Below are 22124 nucleotides of genomic sequence, written 5' to 3'. Positions count from 1 at the left end.
GTAATCATACCGATCATCATAAATCACAGTTCAGACGATAGCTTCAGGATTTTACCGGCAGCTAAATCGCAGAGATAGAGTTCTTTTTTCTGGTCCTCGCCGAATGCGGAGATCGACCCGGCGCGGGGAATAATCTCTCTGTTCGTCGCTCTTTTCCCGTCGGCATCCAGCGCCCAGACACGACCACTAGCGTAGTCAGCGTAGATGTACTTGCCTTTCAGCGACGGGACAGCGCTCCCCCGATATACATTCCCGCCCGTGACTGACACGTTACCATTATCATGTTTGTACTGCCAGATTGGTTCAATCAAATCAACGGGCTTTTTCCCATCCGGCTCCTTGTACGGCTCACGGCCTTCCTCGATACGCCAGCCATAGTTTCCACCCTTCGTAATAATATCGATTTCTTCGATCTCGTTCTGTCCGACGTCACCCGCCCACAGCCGGTTCCGATCGTCGAAGCTAATGCGCCACGGGTTCCGTAGTCCGTACGCAAATACCTCCGGGCGACCATTGCCGTCCTGCGCAAATGGGTTGTCGGCCGGAATTCCGTAGTGGCCTTTTTCGGTGCCGTTAACGTCGATGCGCAGCACTTTCCCCAGCCAGCTGTTGCGGTTCTGTCCGTTGTTTTGCGGGTCGCCCCCGCTGCCGCCATCGCCCGTTGCGATGTACAGATAGCCATCGGGTCCAAACAGCACTTTTCCCCCGTTGTGATTCGAGTAAGGTTGGTTGAAACGAAGTAACACGACTTCGGTAGCCGGGTCGACACTCGTGGCGGACGGCGACGAAGCCTTAAAACGGCTGACGATGGTTTCGCGTGGGTTACTTTTCGTGTAGTTGACGTAGAAATAGCCGTTTTCGCGAAATTTCGGGTGAAACGCCAGCCCTAACAGGCCCATCTCTCCACCGTAGGCTACTTTTTTGCGAATGTCCAGATAGACCGGTGCCGACGTTGCATTGGCGCTGTTATCAAACGTACGGATACGACCGGCCTGTTCGACAACGAACACCCGGTTGGTACCATCCTGCGCGTACGTATATTCAACAGGTGCGTCGAACGTGAGTTTCGGATAAGCGTCAACGGCTTTTATGGCGGAGGGCGCACTTTCTTTTCTAAATGAAGGCAGCAGGGATGCCTGCTCGACCTGCTCCGAGCCGGTCGCTTCGGCTGGACTGATAAATTTATTCGCCAACCAGGCAAAGCCGGCGGTGGCCAATAAACAAACTACTAGGGAGGTAATTGCTTTACTAAACATGATCGATAACGATGAGTTGTCGTAACACTTGCAAAGCCAAAGCCAAACTGGGGGGCCGAACTTAACGTGGGCATATAGAGTTGAAAAAGCATGACAATTACCGGCTCGACCGCCCGGTAGACGCAGCAGCACCCTTCTCCGGTGTTGGTTGCGTTCCTCAGGGCGGGGTAGGTTTTCCACTATTCATCTTAGCTCTTCCGGATTCAGACATGACGGTTGCCAACGCCCCTTTCCTCGATCATTTACTGGCTCAGCGTTCTCAATACCGCTACAAACTCCCTTCCCGGCCGGCTGCCGGTCAGTTTATCGACCAACTGATGCGCCTGCTGTTTCCCGTCACGCAGGACTGTCAGGCACTGTCACAGCACATCGAGGAATCCTATCAATCGCTCAACGACCAGCTCGTCAATCTGCTATGCCCGTTGGCGAACCACTTGCCCAACACGCCGGAATCGCTGACTGCACAGTTATTCGATAAGCTACCCGCCATCTACGACAACCTGCTGTTTGATGCCCACGCCATTGCCGACAACGACCCGGCAGCCGTTGGCGTCGAAGAAGTAGTGGCTGTTTATCCCGGCTTCTACGCCATTGCCGTCTATCGGATTGCGCACGAGCTGCTACGACTGAACGTACCACTGTTGCCGCGTATGCTTACCGAATACGCGCACGGTCAGACGGGCATCGACATCCACCCCGGCGCGCAAATTGGCCGGTCGTTTTTTATCGACCACGGCACGGGGGTCGTTATCGGCGAAACGACGGTTATTGGCGACAATGTCAAGATTTATCAGGGTGTGACGCTGGGCGCTACCTATGTGGCCAAGTCGATGGCGCAGAAAAAGCGGCATCCGACGATTGAAAACAACGTGGTGATTTACGCCAACGCGACTATTCTGGGCGGCTACACCATCGTCGGCCACGATTCGATCATCGGCGGTAACGTTTGGCTAACCCAGAGCGTAGAACCTCATTCGCTGGTTTTTCACCAGCATCAGACCGACATTCGGCTCAAGTCGCTGGACTCCCCCGAACCGATCAATTTTGTTATTTAGCTTCGCTGGTTTACGGTATTCGGTTTTCCGTTTACGGTGGCTACCGAACAGCAATTAGTTATGTGCCAACCACCTTGCGACGGACCGCGCCACGGTGGCGACCACCGCGTGGCCGCCGTAAACCGCACACTGAAAACCGTAGACCGACATTCTTATGAAAGTAAACAGTATCCTCGACACAATCGGGCAGACGCCCCATGTACGGCTAAGCCGATTATTTCCCAATCACGACGTCTGGATGAAGCTGGAACGGGCCAATCCCGGTGCCAGCATCAAAGACCGCATTGCCCTGGCAATGATCGAAGATGCCGAAGCAAAGGGCTTGCTGAAGCCGGGTAGTACGATCATCGAACCAACGTCGGGCAACACCGGCATTGGTCTGGCGATGGTCGCAGCCGTCAAAGGCTATAAACTGATTCTGGTCATGCCGGAGTCGATGAGTATCGAACGACGTAAGATCATGGCGGCCTATGGTGCGCAGTTCGACCTCAGCCCCCGCGAACAGGGTATGAAGGGAGCCATCGAGCGGGCGCATGCGTTACTGGCTGCAACGTCAAACGCGTGGATGCCACAGCAGTTCGACAATGCGGCCAATATCGCAGTTCACCGGGCAACAACCGCCCGCGAGATTCTGGCTGACTTCCCACAGGGTTTCGACGCCCTCATTACCGGTGTCGGAACGGGTGGCCATATCACGGGCGTGTCGGAAGTGTTGAAAGAGCATTTTCCCAGCATGCACACCTTTGCCGTCGAGCCGGAACTGTCGCCCGTCATCAGTGGCGGGATGCCCGGCCCACACCCCATCCAGGGGATCGGTGCCGGCTTCATTCCGAAAAACCTGCACACCGACACCATCGACGGAACCATCAGTGTCAGCAAAGAGGAAGCCTTCACCTGGGCCGGACGCGCAGCGCGCGAAGAAGGTATTTTCGTCGGCATATCGTCGGGCGCGTCGCTGGCGGCCGTGGCTAAAAAGCTGTCGCAGTTCCGCCTTGGCAGCCGCATTCTGACCTTCTGCTACGACACGGGCGAGCGGTACCTGTCGGTCGACGGCCTGTACTAGCCCATTGTTTTGTTCGCGGTCCCGTTTGAACAGGACCGCGAAAAATTGTATACTGTGCATTAACGATTACCCTTCCTCTCTATGTCTAAAAACAGTGCAGCCTTTCGACTCGTTAAAGACACCCTTTTCATCGTTGCCGGTGTACTCAGTGCCGGCATGGGGCTGAAAGGCTTTCTGTTGTCGAGTCACTTCATCGATGGGGGCGTCACGGGCATTTCGATGCTACTCGCCCAGCTATTACACATTCCGCTCGCCATCCTGCTACTGATCATCAACTTACCCTTCATTGCACTGGGGTACCGACGATTCGGGCGGCTATTTGCCATACGCAGCACACTGGCCATTGCCGGACTGTCGCTGTCATTACTCGTCATTCCTTATCCTGACGTAACCCGCGACTTACTGCTGACTTCGGTCTTCGGTGGTTTTTTCATCGGGGCTGGTATCGGCATGGCGATTCGCGGGGGGGCCGTGCTGGACGGCACTGAGATTGCCGCCCTGCTTATCAGCCGCAGCCGCCCCATCCTGAAAGTCAGCGACGTGATTCTGGTGATGAACGTGTTGATTTTCGGTGCCGCAGCGTTTTTCCTGAGCATCAATCTGGCACTGTATTCGATGATTACGTACTTCGCAGCGTCGAAAACCATCGATTTTATTCTGCACGGGGTGGAAGAATACACGGCCGTACTGATCGTATCTGCGGAACACGAAGCTGTTCAGCGACAAATCATTGACAATGGCTGGGGACTGACGGTGCTGACCGGCCAGCAGGGATACGGGAAGAAAGGACCGAGTGCCCAGGAAACCTGCGTCCTGTACGTCGTCTTGACCCGACTGGAAATCAGTCGACTACGGACGCTCGTGTATGGTATCGACGAGAAAGCCTTCATCATTCAGCACAGCGTCGACGACGTAACCGGGGGAAAAATCAAGATGCTGCCGATGCACTAATAAGCGGGCGACCTGGGTGACCCAAACCCAGCCAAACTGACTCATTCGACGGGCCGAAGATACAGCTTGTTGTTGATCACTCGGTCGAGTACTAGTTGGTAGGCATCGGTCGAGACGCTGACTTCGCCCCAGTAGGGATGGTCGAGCGCAGCGATGAGAAAAACCAGCAGGCCCACCATACCGGCCAGGATTCCGGTCAGTATGGCGTGAAGCCGGTAACTGCCAACGACGAACAGATACGAGAAAACGATCGTTGCTATAGCTCCCAGTAATACGACGCTCCACAATACGCTGGGTACGCTGCCCTTCACCGATTCGATACGTAGCCGCCGGGTTTCGACCAGCCGGTTGAACGTGGCTATCGTTTCGCCGTGTAATGTCTGTTGCGCGTTCGTACGCGGTTCAAACGGCAACAGCTTGGCCTGAAAGTGCGTCAGCAAGTCAGTTTCGTAGATGTAGCCCTTCTTCTGCGCAGGCCAGGCTTTCTCGATGATAAACGTTGTGTACTGCTTGATATCGCCCTGTAGTGCCTGACGCTCCGGCTGCGGATAACCCGACAGATCGCGGTAGAGTACCGCAATGATCGAGGCTTCCTGCGACGCCAGGCTGCTCGCCTGCGTGAAGCTGGTCCAGGTAGCCACCGTCAGCAAGCCCAGCAGCAGACCATATAGCAACGAAACGCCGGAAAAGAACCAGCCCACCGTTCCGTTGTCGATCAGCGTAGCCATCGAACTATGGCTTAATCGGTTGTGGGTAAGACGCAGGCCGATCAAGGCCAGAACAACAAAAATGCCTACTGTAAGCAATCCAAACAGCCAGGTTGGTAAATCATATACCCAACGCATAAATAAGAGATCGTCATTGACCAGATGAACCGCGCTGGCATCCGTTGACTGTTGCATGACACAAAAAAAACAGCGACGACCAAAGTGGCCGTCGCTGTTTTACTACCAACATTACGAGTAAACTGTTTTGAAAAAAAGTGACACCTTAGCGAAGACGACGCACGAACTGCCGCATCGACTCGCGGTAGGTTTGTTCGGACTGTTCCAGCGGTTGCACATCCTGCATGGTCATTGCCAGCGCGATCATCCCGTGCGACAACGCCCACCATTCGAAATACAGCCGGCGGATGCTCTCTTTCGCCTTGGGAATAAAGGAAAAGATAATCTCGCAAATCGTATCACTGACGGCCTGTAGCGCATCCGACTGGTAAACGGGTACCGAACAGTACGCGCCCTCCAGGTTATACATCACCTGGTATAGTTCGGGCTGATGCAGGGCAAAATCCCACTGAATGAGCGAGATTTCGTAGAGCCGCTTTTCCGGGTCCCGATACAGCTTCATAATTCGGTGATACTGCTCGTTCAGGTACGTAAACCCTTCGTCGCGAATGGCATTGAGCAGCACCTCTTTACCATCGAAATACTCGTACACGACAGGCGCGCTGTATTCGATTGCGTCGGCAATCTTGCGAATCGATACCGCCTGCCAGCCTTCCTGACGCGCTATTTTCCTCGCCGTGCTGATAATTCCCGCCCTGACATGCTCATGCGAGCGCGGTTTACGTTCCAGAGTTTCCATATCAGTAGGTTTTCCGTGTACGGTTAACGGTGTTAATGTGCCTGAAAACTACGCATTTACGAAACCAATACCTACGTACGTTCCCACTTTCTACGAAAAGTTAAACCACGGCTACACTTGCCACCATAAATCGGTACACATGAGTTGGGTGAAGATGACAATAACCGCTTACCCCGGTTAATCCGCTACTTTCTCGGCAAGCAGCCAGGCATCTGCATCACCAACCGTGTACGGGTCGCCCTGCTCGGTGCCGAATGCGTCGATCAGTGGCAGACCGGCCGCATTGAATAGCTGACTTAAATCCGCCAGGGTGTAGACATAGTGCTGCGCGGTCCGGACCTGGGTTTCGGTGCCGTACACATAAGTCAACTGCGAGTCGATACGGCCATCGAGCGGATGATACGTATTCTCCACCATAAACAGTAGCGTCGACCCGTCGGCCAGTTCGATGGGTTGCCAGTTGCGCGGCTGATAGTCTGGCAGTACTGACTCGGCCACCATCTGCGAGTGCACCAGCAACCGGCCACCGGGTCGCAGTACCGTCGCCAGTCGGCCCAGAAAATTTTGCAGATCAGGACGGGGGAAAAAGCTGAAGCTGTTGCCCAGACAGTAAGCCGCGTCGAACTGTCCGGCCGGGCCTGCGCCTGCCTGAATATCGGTGAGCGGCACCGTCAGTACATCGCCTTCTACCGCAACGACGGGCAGTTTTTGCTGCCGGGCCGCGCTTTGTAGTTCTGCAATATAGTCGGGTGCGATGTCGATGCCTGTCAGGTGCGCGCCCATTCGCGCCAGTGGCAGGGCATGACGGCCATAGCCACAGAATACGTCGAGCAGCCGGTCGCCGGGGCCAAAATCAAGCGTCTCGACAATAAGCTCCAGGTCGAGCTGTGTCTGCTCGTCGGTTTGCGCGGCTTTCCAGGCCAGTTGCGGCAACCCATGAAAAAAATCGTGATACCAGGCCAAAGGTTGAGTGGTTGAGTGGTTGAGTGATAGAATGATAGAATGATTGAATGATTGAATACTGGATGCGCCAGCTTATTCAATCATTCAATCATTCTATCACTCAATCAATGTGTTTAATGTCGTCTGGATATTGGTGAAGTTGGGGACGTCTTTTGCGTTGTCGAGCACTTCAGCGTAGCGAACGATTCCCTGCCCGTCGATAACAAATGCCGACCGCTTGCTAACCCCCTTCAGACCGAGCGCGTAGGTTTCGTAGATCGTGTCGTAAGCCCGTGATGCCTCCTTGTTGAAGTCCGACAGCAGATCGAACGGCAGGCGCTGCTCATCACGAAACTTAGCCAGTGTATAGGGCGAGTCGACCGAAATGCCCACGACTTCGGCGTTCATTCCAGCGTAAGTAGCAATATCGTCGCGCATCTGGCATAGTTCGGCCGTGCAGGTACTGGTAAATGCCATCGGAAAGAACAACATAATCAGGTTTTTACCGGCGAAATCACCGAGCGAAACCAGCTGTTTTTCGGTATTGTAGAGTGAAAATGACGGAGCGGGCTGGCCGGGGGTAAGCATACTCACGAGTACATTTTAAATGAAAAATCAATTATTTATGGCCGCAAAAGTACGTTCATTGGTTAATTAAATCGTACTTCGTGGTCCCTTACTACCCATTCCCGTTTATGCAGTCTTACTGGGGCATTGATCTGGGCGGCACCAAAATTGAGTGTGCCGTTCTCCAAACCGAAACCGGCACACTTCCCTCACTCGATAGTGTAGTTATTCGCAAACGCATCGACACCGAAGCCAGCAAGGGCTACGACCATATTCTGAATCAGGCAAAAACGCTGATCGAGCAGGTAAAAGCCGAAACGGGTCTGCAACCAGACCGCATCGGCTTCGGTACGCCCGGCACGTTCGACCCGGTTCGGAAGACGATGAAAAATTGCAATACGACCGTACTGAATGGCAAGCCGATGAAGCAGGACCTTGCCAGACTGCTGGGCATACCGGTCGAAGTAGCGAACGACGCCAACTGTTTTGTGCTGTCTGAAGCCACCATGGGCATCGTTCCCGACGTCGTACCCGATTACGAAACCATATTCGGTGTCATCATGGGTACGGGCGTAGGTGGTGGTATCGTCGTACGCGGGCGCGATGGGCAACCCGTTGTGCTCAATGGCCTGCAAGGCATCGGGGGCGAGTGGGGCCACAACGTCATCGAAGAAAACGGTTACCCCTGCTACTGTGGCAAGCGCGGTTGTGTCGAACAGGTTATTTCGGGCCCGGCGCTGCAACGGTACTACCATCAGATCAGTGGCGTCGAGCGACTGCTGCCCGAAATCATGGAGCGCTACCATACCGGTTCCGATCTGTTCGCCAGTCAGACCGTCAACCGGCTGCTGGAATATTTCGCCAAGTCGATGTCTATGATCATCAACGTCCTCGACCCCGACGCGATCGTGCTGGGGGGTGGACTTGGCAACATCGACCTGCTGTATACCGAAGGCGTCGAGCGTATCAAGAAATACATCTTCAACAGTGGCGAAGTAAACACCCGTTTCCTGAAACCGAAACTTGGCGACAGCGCCGGCGTATTCGGCGCGTCGATGCTGTAAAACGGCATACGGTTTTCGGTATTCGGTTTACAGTTTTCTGTATCAAACGAAGAGCCCCGGACCAGCACAGGTCCGGGGCTCTTCGTTTGAATGTGTAGCCTGGACCTCCAGGTCCGGGCTACACCCTACTTCGGTCGAGCACCTCCTGCCGGACGGCTTCCACCACCAGCGGGTGCCGGCTGCCCTCCGCCACCACCGTTGGCGTCGTTACCACCTTCGTCCTTCAGGTCGTCGTTACCGCCCCGGTTGCGCTGCCGTTGCGGCTGCTGGTCGAAGCTGAGTTTGCCGAACTTGTAGCTGAAGTTAACCCGGATACCAGCGTTGTACAGGCTCGTTACGCTCTGTTGGGCAAACAGCACCGAACTCGACTCCGACCGGATGTTGAGTGGGTAGTTGAAGAAGTTTTCGCCAGCAATGCCGAAGCTCGCCCGCTTGTTTTTCAGGTCTTTCTTCACGCCCAGGCTGTAAAAGCCGAAGCCCCCCTGATACCCCTGCAACTGCACCTGCTTGCCCCGTGCGAAAGCAAAGCCCTGTACACCCCAGCCGTTCTTCAGCGTCAGGTTGGTAAACAGCCGGCCGGAGATGACAAAGCCGGAGTTGGTAGCCCGGTAGACGTCGTTCGCACTGTTGTTAGTCAGGTACGAATAGTAGGCGTCGACGCCACCGCCGATCTGCCATTTCGAAAACAGGGTCGCGTTACCGAACAGGTTAATCCCGTAGGCGTCTTCCTTACCAATGTTGAAATACGTTGTCCGCAGCGCCTGCCCGAGAGCCGGGCTAACGACGGTACCGATGGCCGTAATATTGGTATCCCGTACGCTCGTGATCGAGTTGTTGGTCGTACGGGCGAACAGGGTTGCGTTGATGTACACCGACTTGATGTAGGTGCTGCTACCCAGTTCGAAATTATCGGTCAGTTCGGGCGACAGCAGCGGGTTGCCCTGCACGATGTTCAGCGGGTTCGACGCGTTGGGGTTGGGGTTCAGAAACTGAATACCCGGCCGCTGCAACCGGCGGTTATACGCCAGTTTGATCGTTTTACCCCCTTTCAGCTGCTTCGATATGTTGATGCTGGGTACCAGATTCCCGTAGTCAGGGATAGGCAGTTGCTGGCCGGCCTGTTCCCCCCCCTGCGACTGGTCGAAGAACGCCCGGATGGTCGTGTATTCGTAGCGTGTACCGGCTTTGATCGTGTACTTGTTTTTGGTCGTCAGCGTGTACGACACGTAGCCGGCGGCAATGTTCTGATCGTAGTTCAGCGTGTTGGCCGGGCGGCTTAGATCGGTGACGAAACCACCCGTCGGTCCCGTAGCCAGGTTATACTGGTACGCACTTTCGACCTGCCGGAAGATACCTTTCCCGCCGAACTCCAGCAGTTGATTGGTACCGATCGGGGTCTGGTAATCGGCCCGGATGGTTGTCTCCTGGTTGTGGCTCTGGTTAAGATTCTGCTGCCGGGCGGCAATGCTGCCGAAGTTGTCGGACGGATTCAGAATGTCGGCCGTAAAGTCGTTGGTGCGGTTGTTCCGGCTGTACTGCACCGACGTACTGAATTCCTGTTGGGGTCGGCCGTCGCTACGGTTGTATGTCTTCGTGTAATCGAGGTTCGCGTCGACCGTACCCGACAGATCGGACGTCAGTACGTTGCGGGAATTGAGCGATGGGAAATACCCCTGACTACTGACCGTACGCGTGATGAAATTGTCCTGGTACTGGTAGTTGTTACGGGCACCGTAGCGCAGGCTGGCCGTAATGGCGCTGGTCTTGCTGATGTCGTAATCCCAGCCCAGCGTGTATTGCCCGAACAGACCGTTGTTACGCGTATCGGCGGTCTGCTGCGTCGTGGTGCCGTTGGTGCCGAACGTCTGCTGCCTATTGTCGAACTTGCCCCGCACGTTGTAATTACCCCGGCCGAAACCACTCAGGCTGAAGCCCATTTTCCCCGTTCTGAGGTTACCGTTCAGCCCCAGGTTAGCGCCCCGGTTGCCCACGCCCGAATCGAGATTGAGTGTAAACCCGGCCAGGTTCGATTTTTTGGTGACGATGTTGATAATCCCGGCCGAGCCTTCAGCATCATATTTTGCCGACGGGCTGGTAATCACCTCAACGGTTTTGATCATATCGGCAGGGATCTGCTTCAACGCGTCGGCGACACTGCTGGCAACGATGGTGCTGGGCTTGTTGTTAATCAGCACCCGCACGTTGCTGCTGCCACGCAGACTGACGTTTCCATCCATGTCGACCGTCAGCAGAGGCACCTTACGCATCACGTCGCTGGCATCGCCCCCCTTGTTCGTAATGTCCCGGTCAGCGTTGTAAACAATCCGATCGACTTTTTCTTCGACGATAGCGGCCTGCCCGACGACGTTGACTTCCTTCAGCGTACGCACATCAGCCATCAGCCGGATCAGGCCCAGGTTCGTGTCGCCCTGGCGGTCGGCCCGGACATTGGCGATGGTTTTGTTGCGATAGCCGACAAACGAAATCAGCAGGTTGAACGGTCCCGAGGGTAACTTTTCAATCGTAAACTGGCCCTTTTCGTTGGCCACCGTCCCATCGAGCGGCTTCTTCGTCTGCGGATCGATCAGCGCGATACTGGCAAATTCAACGGGTTTTCCCGACGTAGAATCGACGATGGTGCCGGTCAGGCGGGCAGTGCTGCGGGGAGCCGTGCTGGTAGCCGGTGCCGGACTGGCGGTTGTGGGTTGTTGCGCCTGCGCCCCGACGGCCAGACAAACTCCCGTAAGCAGGAGCGGTAAAACGTGTTTCATTGCGTTGATAGCGGTTGTATCGTTGCCTGTCAAAAAGACATACATGGAGGTCATGTCTGAAAAATGACAGCAAAGCGACCTCAAAGGTCGCTTAAATCGGCGTTCCGGCTTGAATACTACACAAGCGGAAACAGACCCGGACGAACGGACAACGCGGGTTACGCAAACAGATTGGCTTGCCTAGCCAGTTCAGGATAAGTGTACGGTTCCAGCACAGCCGGCACATCGGTGGGTTCGGAGCGCGAGGTAATGCGTTTGCTGATGCTGTAGCTGTGCAGCTTCGTGTCGGTATACTGATCCGCCAGTAGGGTCAGTGCCTGCTTCTCGGTCAGTCCGTCGTGCAGCCACTTCTGCTCATCGCCGGGCGTCAGCAGACAGGGCATTCGCTTTTTACTGTTGTGAATGGCGGCCAGCAGCGGGTTGGCATCGGTCGTCAACAGTGTATAAGTTCGGGTTACTTCACCCGTATCAGGGTCGGCCCACTCGTCCCATAGCCCCGCAATTGAAATGATTTTCCGATCAGTGGGGGTAATATAAAACGGGTATTTTGCCCGTCCTTCAGTATGCCATTCAAAAAAACCCGTTACGGGAATCAGGCAGCGGTTACCAGCCCGCGCAGCCGACCGGAACGAGGGCTTTTCGTAGATCGTCTCGGAGCGGGCATTGATCGTCACGGCCCGCAGTTCAGCTGCACTATCGCTGGTTTTCGCCCAATGCGGAACCAGTCCCCAGCGCATCATCTCGAATCGATCAGGGTGCTGATGAGTCAGAATGGGCCAGTGCGGTAACTGATAGGCGTTGGTATGGTAGACGGGTTTGAAATCGGCCGATTCCGGGACGGTGGCGCTAAACCGCTCTTCCAGTTCCGGTGCCGTGACGGCCAGTGATTTATGAAAGCACATACAGGTTTCGGGTTGTCACAGGGTAAACAAACAAAACAGACGGGCGGTTATGGCAGCGTCGGTCACAAACCCGTCCCCTCATGTCATCTACCCATTCGACGCCTACCAACGTCACTACACCGAGTCTGTCTGAACTGGAAAAAACCTGCTGGCAACAACTCGATCAAAGCATTCACACCCACGATTCGGCCACAGCTGCGTTTCGCAACATGACCGTTGCCACCTGTACGAACCGGGGTGCCGACGCCCGTATCGTGGTATTACGTGACGTTGATGTCGCGCACAAATACGTCTGGTTTCACACGGATGCCCGCACGGAGAAAGTGTTGCAACTCGAAGAGTTTCCGCAGGCGATGCTCCTGTTCTGGAATGAGCAGGAACAAACCCAGTTTCGGCTAACCGTTGAAACCCGCCTGCACACCGACGACTATCTGGCGGACGAACAGTGGCAGAAGGTACACGATGGTAGCGTCCGTCTGTATCTGTCGGAGCCTATGCCCGGCAGCGTGCAGGAGCATCCTTACCCCGGCTTCCCCGACCATATCAACGAAGGCGACATCAACGCCGACGACCGAGCAGCGGCCCGGCTGAATTTTGCCGCCATCGAATGCCGGGTGTTGTGCATGGAATATCTGAAACTGAGCAAACAGGGGCAAACCCGCGCCCGCTTCCAGTACGAACCCGTATCGAAAATGGTGTGGCTGGCCCCCTAGCTTTTCCGGCTTTTTACGTACAGCGTTTCGACCTGCTGCCGGGCCCAGGGGGTCCGGCGCAGAAATACCAGACTCGATTTAATGCTGGGATCGTTTTTGAAGCAGTTGATGGCGATACGCTTACTCAGTTCAGCCCAGCCATACTGCTCGACCAGTTCGGTCAATATGGCCTCCAGCGTTTTACCGTGCAGCGGATTGTTTACTTGTTCACTCATTGTCAGTTTGCTCGTTTGGCTTTTTTCTGGCGTTGTTTCTTACGCCAGATCTCATAGTCAGCGTAGATACGATCCAGAAAAATAGCAGGACTTATCGAATAATACAGCCCGTTCAGGGTCGTAAGTTGTGTCGGGGCTTCGTCATACAGGGTGTAGCGATAACCCGTGATCAAATTTACGCCAAACCAGCGCAGGGGCTTGAATCCGAAAAAAGCCGGCGACTTCAGCGACACCGATACGCCTACGCTGAGCGGTACGATAGTCGTCCGCGCCGTTCGTGTCGGGGTATCATCTTCTCCGAAAAACTGATAGGTCACGGAGCCGATACCGACTTCGATCGGGGCACTCAGCTCCCAGTATTTTCGCCGATAGAAATACGGCTCAACATACGCCGTTCCGTAATGAAAGCGTCGGCGAATGGATTGAAGGCCGTCCCAGGGCTCGTCAACGTCATGGTTGGAAAAATAATAGCCAGCGCCGACTTTGATATTACTCGGCAATAGAAACCCGGCCCGGCCACCCCATACATTCGTCGAATTGGAAAATAAAGGTTGCCGACGGTCTTTAAAATAGAAAAATCGCTGATCGAGTTCGGCAATGAAGCGGGCTTTTTGGGGTCGTTCGTTTTTGCTGCTATCCGCCGACCCCTGCGCCATTCCCTGTTCAGGCACGCCAAACAGACTTAGCAAACAGCCACTTAAGACGAGTACAGAACGGATCATTCGGAATACAGATTGGGACTTGATCGGGGTATCGGCCAGCGACGGCCTTGTTTGGTACCGTACTGATTAACCACATTCAGCGCCGTCAGTTTAGTACGTACAATCACCTCGACCCGATTCCCGTATGCCAACCCCCTTCGACTACACCCTTGACTACCGCATGTTAAATCTGCGGGAGCAACCCGAACTGTACCGCGTCGGGAAAGGCGAGCAGGGCGTTTTACTTGTTCAGCCATATAAGTCCGAAATCGTTCCGCACTGGCGTTTCCGGACGCCCGACATTGCCCGCGAATCGTCGGAGAAAATTTACCAGCTATTTCTGGAGTACAAAGAGCAGGGGGACTTCGTCGGTATGGACATGGCTCGCAAGTTTTTGCAAATGGGCTTTACCCGAGCAAGGCGTTACGCCAATCACCGAACCGGCCAAAAATACGACGGCCCCGTCCCCGACGATCAAAAAGGCCGCTCGGGTGCTCACGGTCGCGATCAGTTGCCCCGCGAGGAAGACCCGGTCAAGGCGGAGTCGGCACGGATTTTTTACGGCGTTTACCTGCGGGCCCGCGAAGACCCGGATTACAAACGGATGAAAAAAGACTGGCAGACACAGTACGGCTGATCTTTCCGTAATTTTGCCCTGGATCGAGGTTTTTTAGCTTTGAACCTCAAACGACAAACTTTAAACTGATTTTATGCAACTCCTCGACGGGAAGGTTCTTTCGGCACAAATCAAACAGGAAATCGCGGCAGAGGTCGCACAGATCCGGGAGCAGGGCGGCAAAATTCCGCACCTCGTGGCCATTCTGGTCGGTACCAACGGCGCGTCGGAAACATATGTCGCGTCGAAGATGAAAAACTGCGAAGAGGTAGGCATGAAATCGACGCTGATCCGGTTCGAGCCAACCGTTACCGAAGACGAACTACTGGCAGCCGTGCAGAATGTCAACAACGATCCGGATATGGATGGCCTGATCGTGCAGTTACCCCTCCCCGGCCACATCAACCCCGATCGCGTCATGGAAACCATTGCACCGGCAAAAGACGTCGACGGTTTCCACCCGATCAACATCGGCCGGATGGCGAAGGGTCTGCCCGCTTACGTATCGGCAACCCCACAGGGCGTCCTCGAAATGCTGAAACGGTACAATATCGAAACGAGTGGTAAGCACTGCGTCGTTGTCGGCCGGAGTCAGATCGTGGGCCTGCCCATGTCGATTCTGATGCAGCGCAACACCTACCCCGGCAACTGCACCGTAACGCTCACCCACTCGCGTACGACAAACCTGGCCGAGATCTGCCGCACGGCCGATATCCTGGTAGCCGCCCTCGGTAAGCCCGAATTTGTCACCGGTGACATGGTGAAGGCTGGTGCCGTTGTGATCGACGTAGGTCTGGAGCGCGTACCCGATGCCAGCAAGAAAAGCGGCTTCTCGCTGAAAGGAGACGTTAAGTTCGACGAAGTGGCACCCAAAGCCAGCTACATCACACCCGTTCCCGGTGGCGTCGGCCTGATGACGATCTGCTCCCTGATGCAGAATACGCTCAAGGCCGCACGGGGCGAAGTGTATTGATACTACCTCTTAAACTAGTTGACTAAACGGCGGTGCTCAGTGCGAGTCCCACCGTCTGTAGCAGTTTCACTATATGCGTAGACAAGTCAGCCAATACGATAAAATATTCAAGGAAAATATCGAAGCCGTAATTCCGAGTTTAATGCAAAACATTCTCGGAATTACGGCTATAGAATCTGAGGAGTTACCTGACGACATCCAGCACACTAAAGAGCGAAAGCCTGACGTACTAAAGAAACTAACCGATGATAAAGGTAAAACGTATGTCCTACAGATGAGTTTCAGGTTGCTGACGAACCTAAGATGGTCTATCGCATGGCAGAATATTACATTATGCTTGAACGCAGGTATGCTCTACCCGTTGAACAGTACCTCATCTACTTAGGAACAACTAAGCCACAAATGGCTACTCGACTGAACAGCACGCGGATGAAATTCGACTTTCCATTGATTTCGTTTGCCGAGTTGGATTATAACCTCTTCTTGAGATCAACACGTCCTGAGGAAGTAGTACTGGGGGTATTGGCTAATTTCAAAGACGATAATCCAGAAAAAGCACTTCAAAAAATTGTTCAGCGCATCGAGGTAACAGCTACTGGTAGTTTTTCATTGGAGAAGCACTTCAGACAATTGCGGGTATTAGCACAGTTGCGTAAATTAGAGAAAAAACTGAAAGACCTTACTATGGACAGCATCAGCAAATTTGTAAGTCAGGAGCGAGATGTAGCTTACATGGTTGCTCAGGAAAAAGAACAAATCAAGTTCGTTACGAACTTATTATCTAAAAGCGATTTTAGCGCTGATAAAATTGCCGATATAGCTGGCGTTTCGATTGACTTTGTAAAAGCCATGCAGCAAAAACTTTCTTCTGGTAATCAGTAGGGCTGCTCTTCGGCAACCGGCTTCCTGTTCCGCTTTTAAGATCGGACAGTTTAATGCTACCTTTTTACATGTAGATAGTCTGTGGCTAAATAGCTACATAGTCACATTGCTAAGCCCACCTGTTCTTACCATATACTGTGAGCGAACAACCTAAACGTCAGAAAGCGTTCGATTATTACGTCGAAGAAGTTACGGATACCGTCACCCGGTATCTCCTTAATGCAAACGGAGCGTTGTTTGTCTTTGAAAACGTACCGGCTCGTGTGAATCGGGTTACAGGGGAGCAATTGTTTGCCCCGGCAACTGTCCGACGCATCCAGCAAATCGCTATGTCGACCCAGAAGCCGGATAGAATCGTTCAGGCAAAGGTGTACGACTGGCAACGCGCGGCCTGACGACAATCGGCCCCCCGATGCAGAATACGCTCAAGGCCGCACGGGGCGAAATACGTTGATTCTGACGGGCCGGCTGGAGCAGCCGGCCCGTCGCCGTTATGATACTGTCGGGATGATTTAATCGACAGTTCATTCGATGAACAGCCGTAGACAATACTTTGCCGCGTTGTATTTTCGATCTATCTACATGCTGATTCCACTCGCCAACGGCCGACACTCAGGCTACAAACGTGTACTACCTGCGCTGGTCTTTCTACTTACCACTGTGGCTTGCCGACCGGCTACGTCGACCGTCACCCCTGCCCCACCGGCGGGTACGCTGACGCTGATCGGCGACGGCACTACCAATCAGACGAAGCCGCTGCAACGGGCTATCGACTCCTGCGGAGCGGCCGGGGGCGGTACGCTAATCATACCCGCTGGTACGTACCTCATCAGCCCGATCACGCTTCGCAGCCGGGTTACGCTTCAGCTATCGGCCGGGGCCACGCTGCTGGCCAGCACCGACGCGGCCGACTACAGCGGTAAGTTTAGCAACCTGATCAATGGCGACTCGCTGACGAACGTATCCCTGACCGGACAGGGTACTATCGACGGCAACGGGGCCGTCTGGTGGCAGCGCTATCTGGACAGCGGCAAGACGCTGAATCGCCCACGCCTGATTTACATCACCCGCTCGACCGATCTCACCGTCGACGGGCTGACGTTGACCAACTCGCCCTCGTTTCACCTTGTCCCCTACTTGTGCCAGAACGTCACCCTCAAAAACCTGACGATCACCGCCCCCGCGACTTCACCCAATACCGACGGCATCGACCCAGCCAACTGTACGCACGTCGTTATTGACAACTGCACCATCGACACCGGCGACGATAACATCGCCATCAAAGGCGGACGCAGCAACGGGCAACTCGTACAGTCCTGCCGGGATATTCAGATCAGCAACTGCCGGTTTCTGCACGGGCATGGCCTATCAGTGGGTAGCGAAACGTCAAGCGGGGTGGCCGACGTGGCGGTAAGCAACTGCACGTTTACCGGTACGACCAACGGCATTCGGATCAAGTCCCAAACCGGACTCGGCGGGTCTGTTCAGAATCTGGCGTACAGCAAGATCACGATGACCGACGTGACCAGTCCGTTGGTTATCGACCTGGCGTATGCGTTAAACGCCAACGACAACTACCCAACGGATATCCCCGCCATTGGCAACGTTACGATTAGTCAGCTGACGGCGACCGGGGCAAAAAGCGCCGGCAGTCTGGTTGGACTGACCAACAGCCTGCTGCAAAACCTGACGTTTTCCTCGGTTCAGATCAGCGCACAAACAGGGCTTATCCTGCAAAACGCCCGTAATGTGACGATGAGTGCCTGCCGGATTCAGGCAGCAAGCGGACAACCGGTCATTACCCAGAATGTTACGGGGACGGGGTTCTAACAGCTAAGAACTCAGGTATGTTTGTCAATGGTACGTGCGTAAGATTCAGTAAATCGCGTCAAATTATCCGCTGACTTCGTAACGCTTCAAACGCCAGACAAGCCCCCCAGTCGTCTCTCGTCAGACCCGAGTATTCCTGTGCCAATTGATCGAACTTCACACCGTCCCCTAATCGGCGCATGAGAGTCTCTACATAAACGCCCACTTTGTCAACGTAAGTTGTATCATCGGCCCGAATCACAAGCCTGCTCTGCTCTACCTTTTCCAAGAACCATTCGTTTAATTGACGTTCCAGTTCACGTTCGTCGCAACTTCGCCGGATCGATGACATAGTTTCTTTACAATCAAGTGCTAAACTATTAGTTTCCAACAGTTTACAAAATCACAAAAGCAGCTACTTGCGCCGAAGAATGTATATTCTCTACTAAACTATCGTACGATATGCCCCGGCAGTGCATCGGCCATGGCTTCCGACCAGCGGTTCCAGATTTTACCGTCCAGCCCACGGCTGAAACCCGGCTCGTACCAGACCGTTGGGCCGTTCCGATTATTTTTACTCCGATAAATTCCGTATTCAACCCAGGTATCGTTGTAGCGCGTTACCCGGCACAAATCGTTTTTGTAGACCCGCCAGATGGCGTTTGTACTATCGGCAAAGCCCCATACGCTACTCTTGCGTACCAGCGCGCGTTTGCTATGTGCGTACCGGACAATCAGGTACTTGCTTAGTTCGCCACGCGGCTCGATCAGCGTGATCGGGTTGGCAAGTGCGTCGGGAGCAGTTGGTTCAGACAGCTTAAAGACGTCCTGGCTTTTGACCAGCAAACGCCATTGGGCGCACACGGGGCCCTCCGGCAGCGCCCAGATCAGAACGGCGAGTAATAGCACTATTTTCATGACTGAACTGGAGCAGATACCTCGACCAATATACGCGTTTACGGTTTTACAAGCGGTATCAAAGCGTTGCAACCTTAACAAACTTTAACAGCCTACCCTGTCCCGGCAGGGCCGTCTTTTCGTATTTTTGAGGCTACTTACACAAAAGCATCGTCACCTCTATGCAATCATTTAAACGCCTGAACACCCTCACCGGCTGGTTCACGTTTGTCGTCGCGCTCATTACGTTTGCGATGACTGTCGAGCGGACTGCCAGCTTCTGGGACTGCGGTGAATTCATTGCGTGTGCCTTCAAACTACAGGTTCCTCACCCACCCGGTGCCCCGTTCTTCCTCCTCACCGGCCGCATTTTCTCCCTGCTCTCGCTGGGCGACCTGACCAACGTGGCCTACTGGATCAACATGGTCTCGGTAACGGCCAGTGCTGCGACAATCCTGTTTCTGTGCTGGACCATTACGATGCTCGCGCAGAAGCTGCTGGGCAAACCCGAAAGCGAGTACACCACGGCCGACACGCTGCTGGTGCTGGGTTCAGGCGCCGTCGGCGCACTGGCCTATACCTTCTCCGACACCTTCTGGTACTCAGCCGTTGAAGCCGAAGTCTACGGCACATCGTCGTTCTTTACCGCGATTGTCGTGTGGGCCGCTTTCCGCTGGGAACGCGTGGAAGACCCTGCTGCGGCCAACCGCTGGCTAATTTTCATTGCCTATCTGACGGGTCTGTCAATCGGTGTCCACTTGCTGAACCTCGTTACGCTGCCTGCGCTGGCGCTGATTTACTACTTCAAGAAGACGGCTAAACCAACGTTCTGGGGCGGGACTATCGCGTTCGGTATCGGGATGGTGGTGCTGGGTATCATCAACTCGGGGATCATTCCGGGTCTGCCGGGAATGGCGTTTGTCGTTGAACGGTTCTTCGTCAACACGCTGGGGCTACCCTTCAACTCGGGTACCATTGCCTTCACGGTTATCTTTATTGGGGCCGTCGTGTACGGTATCATCTGGTCGGCACGGCAGAAACGCGTCATGCTCAACACCTCGCTGCTGGCGCTGGCGTTCGTACTGATCGGTTATGCCTCGTACATGCAGGTGCTGGTCCGGGCAGACTTCAACCCGCCCATCAACGAAAACGATCCCAGCGACGCGCTGAACTTCCTGTCGTACCTGCGCCGGGAACAGTACGGTAGCCGTTCACTGCTCTACGGTCCGGTCTTTACGTCGCGACCCATCGACAGCAAGAAAGGCGCGCCCGTCTGGAAAAAAGAAGGTAATAAATACGTGATCTTCGACTACCAGCCGGAGTACGTATACGCCCCCGGCGATGAGATGCTGTTTCCCCGCGTGTACAGCTCGCAGCAGAATCACCCACAGTTGTATCGGCAGATGCTCGGCCTGGCCGAAGGGCAGAAACCAACGATGGGCGACAACCTGAAATTTCTGTTCGACTACCAGTTGGGGCATATGTGGTGGCGCTACCTGATGTGGAACTTCACCGGCCGGGAAAGTGACGAAGAGGGCGCGGGCTATCTGCTCCCCTGGTCGACAAACGATGGTGCCCCCGACCTGCTGGTCAAGAACAAGGCGCGCGACAACTTCTACATGCTGCCGTTTTTGCTGGGCCTGTTCGGTATCGTGTTCCAGTATTTCCGCCGTCGGCGCGACTTCCTGATCGTGCTGCTGCTGTTCGTTTTCACAGGTATTGCACTACAGGTGTTCCTGAACTCACCCCCGTCGGAGCCCCGCGAACGGGATTACATCTACGTCGGTTCGTTCTATTTCTTCGCGATCTGGCTGGGGCTGGGCGTGATGGGTATTGCCGAAGGACTGCGTCAGTACGTCAAGTCCGACACCACCCGTAACGGACTCGTTGCGGGTCTATGTCTGCTGGTGCCGCTGATGATGGGGGCCAAAAGCTGGGACAACCACGACCGGAACAACCGCTACCAGTCGGTCGATTTCGCCAAAAACCTGCTCAACTCCTGCGCACCCAACGCGATTCTGTTTACCGGTGGCGACAACGATACGTTCCCACTCTGGTACGTCCAGGAAGTCGAAGGGTTCCGGCGCGACGTGCGGGTGTGTAACCTCAGCCTGCTTGGTACGGAGTGGTACATTCAGCAGATGAAGCGTAAGACCTACGAATCGGACGCGCTGCCAATCTCGCTGACGTTCGACAACTTCAACAAAGGCAAAAACGACGTCATTCCGTTCTACGAAGTGCCGGGCGTGAAAAACGGCATCGACCTGAAACAGTACATCAGCCTGGTGCAGACCAACAGTCCCGCCATTCAGGTACCCCTGTCGACGGGTGATCTGACGAGTGTGCTACCCTCGTCGGTACTGTTCCTGCCCATCAACAAGGCCGAAGTCGACAAAGCCAATTTCGTTCCGGCTATGCTGAAACCGATGATTGGTGACACGCTGCAATGGACGATCGGCAAGAAGGACCTGTACAAGCCAGACCTGATTATGCTCGACATGATCGCCACCAACAACTGGAAACGGCCGATCTACTTCTCCAGCACGCTGGCGAACGACAACTACCTGAACCTGAAAGACCACATGCAGCTGGAAGGCTATGCCTACCGCCTGATGCCGGTTGGCGTACCGGGTGCGTCGGATGGGTATGTCAACTCCGACATTATGTACACCAACATGATGAAGAAGTCGTTCTTCCGCGAGTTCGACAACCCGAACGTTTATTACGATGAAACGTACCGCACGCCGATCATATCGGCCCGGATCGCGTTCTTCCGTCTGGCCGATCAGTTGCTACGGGAAGGCAAGAAAGCTAAGGCGCTGGAAGTCATTAATTATTCGCTGAAGACGATCCCGGACAAGAGCATTCCGTACGATCAGATCTCGTCGAACTACGTCCGGTTCCTGTTTGAGCTGGGTGAGCCAAAGCGGGCGCTGGAAATTGCCGACACGATGGCAACGCGGGCCGATCAGGTGCTGACCTACGCCAAGAGTGGTCATCAGTTCGGCAGTGCCAACTCGGAACTGTACACGCTGCAAACGATTATCGAAGCCTGTAAGGAAGCCAAGCAAACGGCCGCTGCCAGCAAATTCGAAGCGATCTTCCAGAAGCACATCAACGCCTTCGGTTGATTTTGAATTAACGAGTGCAAACGGCCCGAATC

21 protein-coding genes are annotated in these 22124 nt (G+C 54.5%); 11 read left to right on the top strand and 10 right to left on the bottom strand.

The annotated features are described in order from the left end of the window. Nucleotides 1-23: 23 nt before the first annotated feature. Nucleotides 24-1256 carry a PQQ-dependent sugar dehydrogenase gene (locus CLV58_RS13200; RefSeq protein ID WP_106138297.1) on the bottom strand — a complete coding sequence of 411 codons (1233 nt, stop codon included), beginning with the start codon at nt 1254-1256 and terminating at the stop codon, nt 24-26. Nucleotides 1257-1465: 209 nt separating this feature from the next. On the opposite strand from CLV58_RS13200, the gene epsC reads away from it, so the two are divergent. The 3 genes from epsC (at nt 1466) to CLV58_RS13185 (ending at nt 4325) form a co-directional block, all read left to right on the top strand. Continuing rightward, a complete protein-coding gene (epsC, locus tag CLV58_RS13195; protein ID WP_106138296.1) occupies nt 1466-2311 on the top strand; it encodes a serine O-acetyltransferase EpsC in 846 nt (281 codons plus the stop codon). A 154-nt stretch (nt 2312-2465) separates the two neighbouring features. Further along, nucleotides 2466-3374: a cysteine synthase A gene (gene cysK, locus CLV58_RS13190; protein WP_106138295.1), complete on the top strand. Its 909-nt coding sequence runs from the start codon at nt 2466-2468 to the stop codon at nt 3372-3374. Nucleotides 3375-3455: 81 nt separating this feature from the next. Continuing rightward, on the top strand, nt 3456-4325 hold the full coding sequence (locus CLV58_RS13185; protein WP_106138294.1) for a YitT family protein: 870 nt from the start codon (nt 3456-3458) through the stop codon (nt 4323-4325). Between the two features lie 41 nt (nt 4326-4366). Here CLV58_RS13185 and CLV58_RS13180 read toward each other — a convergent pair whose 3' ends face one another. The 4 genes from CLV58_RS13180 to CLV58_RS13165 form a co-directional block, all read right to left on the bottom strand. Further along, nucleotides 4367-5227, bottom strand: a complete 861-nt coding sequence (locus tag CLV58_RS13180; RefSeq protein ID WP_106138293.1) for a bestrophin-like domain — start codon at nt 5225-5227, stop codon at nt 4367-4369. Nucleotides 5228-5315: 88 nt separating this feature from the next. Continuing rightward, nucleotides 5316-5909 (bottom strand): TetR/AcrR family transcriptional regulator, encoded by a 594-nt coding sequence (locus CLV58_RS13175; RefSeq protein ID WP_106138292.1) that lies wholly within the window; start codon nt 5907-5909, stop codon nt 5316-5318. 177 nt (nt 5910-6086) lie between these two features. Next, a complete protein-coding gene (locus CLV58_RS13170) occupies nt 6087-6872 on the bottom strand; it encodes a class I SAM-dependent methyltransferase (RefSeq protein WP_106138291.1) in 786 nt (261 codons plus the stop codon). Nucleotides 6873-6968: 96 nt separating this feature from the next. Continuing rightward, on the bottom strand, nt 6969-7439 hold the full coding sequence (locus tag CLV58_RS13165; RefSeq protein ID WP_106138290.1) for a redoxin domain-containing protein: 471 nt from the start codon (nt 7437-7439) through the stop codon (nt 6969-6971). Nucleotides 7440-7546: 107 nt separating this feature from the next. On the opposite strand from CLV58_RS13165, the gene CLV58_RS13160 reads away from it, so the two are divergent. Continuing rightward, a complete protein-coding gene (locus tag CLV58_RS13160) occupies nt 7547-8482 on the top strand; it encodes an ROK family protein (RefSeq protein WP_106138289.1) in 936 nt (311 codons plus the stop codon). Nucleotides 8483-8607: 125 nt separating this feature from the next. On the opposite strand, the gene CLV58_RS13155 is transcribed toward CLV58_RS13160, so the two are convergent. Next, nucleotides 8608-11253 carry a TonB-dependent receptor gene (locus CLV58_RS13155; protein WP_106138288.1) on the bottom strand — a complete coding sequence of 882 codons (2646 nt, stop codon included), beginning with the start codon at nt 11251-11253 and terminating at the stop codon, nt 8608-8610. 158 nt (nt 11254-11411) lie between these two features. After that, entirely contained in the window at nt 11412-12155 is a 744-nt protein-coding gene (locus tag CLV58_RS13150; protein ID WP_106138287.1) for an SOS response-associated peptidase, read from the bottom strand. A gap of 80 nt (nt 12156-12235) precedes the next feature. Between CLV58_RS13150 and CLV58_RS13145 the strand changes: the two genes are divergently transcribed. Continuing rightward, on the top strand, nt 12236-12868 hold the full coding sequence (locus CLV58_RS13145) for a PNPOx family protein (RefSeq protein WP_106138286.1): 633 nt from the start codon (nt 12236-12238) through the stop codon (nt 12866-12868). Here the strand turns inward: CLV58_RS13145 and CLV58_RS13140 are convergent. Together CLV58_RS13140 and CLV58_RS13135 are read right to left on the bottom strand one after the other, a co-directional pair. Beyond that, complete coding sequence (locus CLV58_RS13140) at nt 12865-13083, bottom strand: VF530 family protein (RefSeq protein ID WP_106138285.1); 219 nt, start codon at nt 13081-13083, stop codon at nt 12865-12867. The two genes, CLV58_RS13145 and CLV58_RS13140, sit on opposite strands and share 4 nt — an antisense overlap. A gap of 2 nt (nt 13084-13085) precedes the next feature. Further along, a complete protein-coding gene (locus tag CLV58_RS13135; RefSeq protein WP_146141437.1) occupies nt 13086-13805 on the bottom strand; it encodes a hypothetical protein in 720 nt (239 codons plus the stop codon). Between the two features lie 124 nt (nt 13806-13929). On the opposite strand from CLV58_RS13135, the gene CLV58_RS13130 reads away from it, so the two are divergent. From CLV58_RS13130 to CLV58_RS13110, 5 genes are all read left to right on the top strand, one after another. Then, the gene (locus CLV58_RS13130) at nt 13930-14421 is read left to right on the top strand and encodes a DUF4385 domain-containing protein (protein WP_106138283.1); all 492 of its coding nucleotides are present in this window, start codon (nt 13930-13932) and stop codon (nt 14419-14421) included. 73 nt (nt 14422-14494) lie between these two features. Further along, nucleotides 14495-15373, top strand: coding sequence for a bifunctional 5,10-methylenetetrahydrofolate dehydrogenase/5,10-methenyltetrahydrofolate cyclohydrolase (locus CLV58_RS13125; RefSeq protein ID WP_106138282.1), 879 nt, complete (start codon nt 14495-14497; stop codon nt 15371-15373). Nucleotides 15374-15688: 315 nt separating this feature from the next. Then, nucleotides 15689-16255 (top strand): hypothetical protein, encoded by a 567-nt coding sequence (locus tag CLV58_RS13120; RefSeq protein ID WP_245882314.1) that lies wholly within the window; start codon nt 15689-15691, stop codon nt 16253-16255. Between the two features lie 137 nt (nt 16256-16392). Continuing rightward, nucleotides 16393-16650, top strand: a complete 258-nt coding sequence (locus CLV58_RS13115) for a hypothetical protein (protein WP_106138281.1) — start codon at nt 16393-16395, stop codon at nt 16648-16650. A gap of 187 nt (nt 16651-16837) precedes the next feature. Continuing rightward, nucleotides 16838-18085, top strand: coding sequence for a glycoside hydrolase family 28 protein (locus tag CLV58_RS13110; protein ID WP_106138280.1), 1248 nt, complete (start codon nt 16838-16840; stop codon nt 18083-18085). A gap of 429 nt (nt 18086-18514) precedes the next feature. Here the strand turns inward: CLV58_RS13110 and CLV58_RS13100 are convergent, their stop codons facing one another. Next, entirely contained in the window at nt 18515-18982 is a 468-nt protein-coding gene (locus CLV58_RS13100) for a hypothetical protein (protein WP_106138278.1), read from the bottom strand. A 161-nt stretch (nt 18983-19143) separates the two neighbouring features. Between CLV58_RS13100 and CLV58_RS13095 the strand changes: the two genes are divergently transcribed. Continuing rightward, nucleotides 19144-22092, top strand: a complete 2949-nt coding sequence (locus tag CLV58_RS13095) for a glycosyltransferase family 117 protein (RefSeq protein WP_106138277.1) — start codon at nt 19144-19146, stop codon at nt 22090-22092. The last annotated feature ends 32 nt before the right edge of the window (nt 22093-22124 follow it).

This window comes from Spirosoma oryzae, from assembly GCF_003002825.1.
Taxonomy (GTDB): Bacteria; Bacteroidota; Bacteroidia; order Cytophagales; family Spirosomataceae; genus Spirosoma; species Spirosoma oryzae.
This window is presented reverse-complemented; position numbering and strand designations above follow the sequence as displayed.

What these genes read in the sequence shown, in the direction of transcription:
- cysK (WP_106138295.1), top strand. Translation starts at nt 2,466, where the DNA reads ATGAAAGTAAACAGTATCCTCGACACAATCGGGCAGACGCCCCATGTA.
- CLV58_RS13110 (WP_106138280.1), top strand. Translation starts at nt 16,838, where the DNA reads ATGCTGATTCCACTCGCCAACGGCCGACACTCAGGCTACAAACGTGTA.
- CLV58_RS13185 (WP_106138294.1), top strand. Translation starts at nt 3,456, where the DNA reads ATGTCTAAAAACAGTGCAGCCTTTCGACTCGTTAAAGACACCCTTTTC.
- CLV58_RS13175 (WP_106138292.1), bottom strand. Translation starts at nt 5,909, where the DNA reads ATGGAAACTCTGGAACGTAAACCGCGCTCGCATGAGCATGTCAGGGCG.
- CLV58_RS13140 (WP_106138285.1), bottom strand. Translation starts at nt 13,083, where the DNA reads ATGAGTGAACAAGTAAACAATCCGCTGCACGGTAAAACGCTGGAGGCC.
- CLV58_RS13145 (WP_106138286.1), top strand. Translation starts at nt 12,236, where the DNA reads ATGTCATCTACCCATTCGACGCCTACCAACGTCACTACACCGAGTCTG.
- CLV58_RS13125 (WP_106138282.1), top strand. Translation starts at nt 14,495, where the DNA reads ATGCAACTCCTCGACGGGAAGGTTCTTTCGGCACAAATCAAACAGGAA.
- CLV58_RS13150 (WP_106138287.1), bottom strand. Translation starts at nt 12,155, where the DNA reads ATGTGCTTTCATAAATCACTGGCCGTCACGGCACCGGAACTGGAAGAG.
- CLV58_RS13155 (WP_106138288.1), bottom strand. Translation starts at nt 11,253, where the DNA reads ATGAAACACGTTTTACCGCTCCTGCTTACGGGAGTTTGTCTGGCCGTC.
- CLV58_RS13120 (WP_245882314.1), top strand. Translation starts at nt 15,689, where the DNA reads ATGGCAGAATATTACATTATGCTTGAACGCAGGTATGCTCTACCCGTT.
- CLV58_RS13165 (WP_106138290.1), bottom strand. Translation starts at nt 7,439, where the DNA reads ATGCTTACCCCCGGCCAGCCCGCTCCGTCATTTTCACTCTACAATACC.
- epsC (WP_106138296.1), top strand. Translation starts at nt 1,466, where the DNA reads ATGACGGTTGCCAACGCCCCTTTCCTCGATCATTTACTGGCTCAGCGT.
- CLV58_RS13200 (WP_106138297.1), bottom strand. Translation starts at nt 1,256, where the DNA reads ATGTTTAGTAAAGCAATTACCTCCCTAGTAGTTTGTTTATTGGCCACC.
- CLV58_RS13180 (WP_106138293.1), bottom strand. Translation starts at nt 5,227, where the DNA reads ATGCAACAGTCAACGGATGCCAGCGCGGTTCATCTGGTCAATGACGAT.
- CLV58_RS13160 (WP_106138289.1), top strand. Translation starts at nt 7,547, where the DNA reads ATGCAGTCTTACTGGGGCATTGATCTGGGCGGCACCAAAATTGAGTGT.
- CLV58_RS13135 (WP_146141437.1), bottom strand. Translation starts at nt 13,805, where the DNA reads ATGATCCGTTCTGTACTCGTCTTAAGTGGCTGTTTGCTAAGTCTGTTT.
- CLV58_RS13095 (WP_106138277.1), top strand. Translation starts at nt 19,144, where the DNA reads ATGCAATCATTTAAACGCCTGAACACCCTCACCGGCTGGTTCACGTTT.
- CLV58_RS13130 (WP_106138283.1), top strand. Translation starts at nt 13,930, where the DNA reads ATGCCAACCCCCTTCGACTACACCCTTGACTACCGCATGTTAAATCTG.
- CLV58_RS13100 (WP_106138278.1), bottom strand. Translation starts at nt 18,982, where the DNA reads ATGAAAATAGTGCTATTACTCGCCGTTCTGATCTGGGCGCTGCCGGAG.